1 protein-coding gene is annotated in these 1008 nt (G+C 33.4%); it reads right to left on the minus strand.

What is annotated here, in order from left to right:
- Positions 1-34 precede the first annotated feature (34 nt).
- A complete protein-coding gene (locus gpAD87_RS00005; protein WP_197521339.1) occupies positions 35-883 on the minus strand; it encodes a hypothetical protein in 849 nt (282 codons plus the stop codon).
- Between the last annotated feature and the right edge of the window lie 125 nt (positions 884-1008).

Here is a 1008-nt window from a genome sequence, read left to right on the forward strand (position 1 = left end):
CTCTCGAATTCCTATTCCTATATCTGTACAGTCATTACCAATCTTCAAGTTCTGAAAGTAATACACCTTTTTTGGTAAGTTTAAGACTTTTATTGCTTGTAAAACCTTCAAAACTCTGAATTTGCTTATGGATAAATGAGAATTCAAATATCTTTGTAAAATCTCCATTCAAAGTAAAATGAACTTTACTTTCTTCTGGAACAAATATAAGCGAAATTTGGGTTGGATAATCCCCACTTTGCTGAGCAGTACCCTTAAGCAAGTTAAGGCCTGTTTCAATATTAAATGTTTCTATGTTATTTGTAATGACTTCATAGGCCTTTATATATCTATCCTTTCCTGGTCCTTCAACATTCTTATATTCATTATTGAAATTATCCGATACAGGAAAATTAGTTAGTACCATGAAGTCCCTATCGGAAGAGTTAATATCAATGTTCTTTCTTCCAGGCTCAACAATATATGTCTTCCGATTTCTCCCGGCTATCAAACTGTGGACACTATGACTCGGGACATTAACAATTACGTTATTGGTTAAATATTCACTTAATTGAGATAACTCGATCCGTCCTGAAAGAATTTCATCAAACAATTTCATAATATGTACGCAATTCTTGCCACGTCTATATTTGCCTTCTTCAATTGAATCGACCATTAATAAATTCATGAATGTACCACTACTATTCAAACCGAAGGCTGGATAAAATTGTCCATCATCATTCTGAAGGACTAATAGTTGATCTTCGCCAATCATAATAATTTTGATTGGTCTTCGAGAAATATCGAAGTTCATACCAATAAATGTCTTGTCTAAATGAACAGCGAAACTAGTACACATTGAGGTAATCTCCTTTATTGTTTTTTCTTTTTTCCGCCATTCCAAAGTTTCAAATAACGTTTCTGTATTCGCGAGGTCCATTCCCCTTAGAGAGCTCTTATCTTAGGGAAATGAACCTCGCGAACAACTAACAAAATTACTTATTGCCTTCGTTAAAATATGTTATTTCA

This window comes from Paenibacillus sp. AD87, assembly GCF_001659845.1.
In the GTDB taxonomy this organism is placed as follows: Bacteria; Bacillota; Bacilli; order Paenibacillales; family Paenibacillaceae; genus Paenibacillus; species Paenibacillus marchantiae.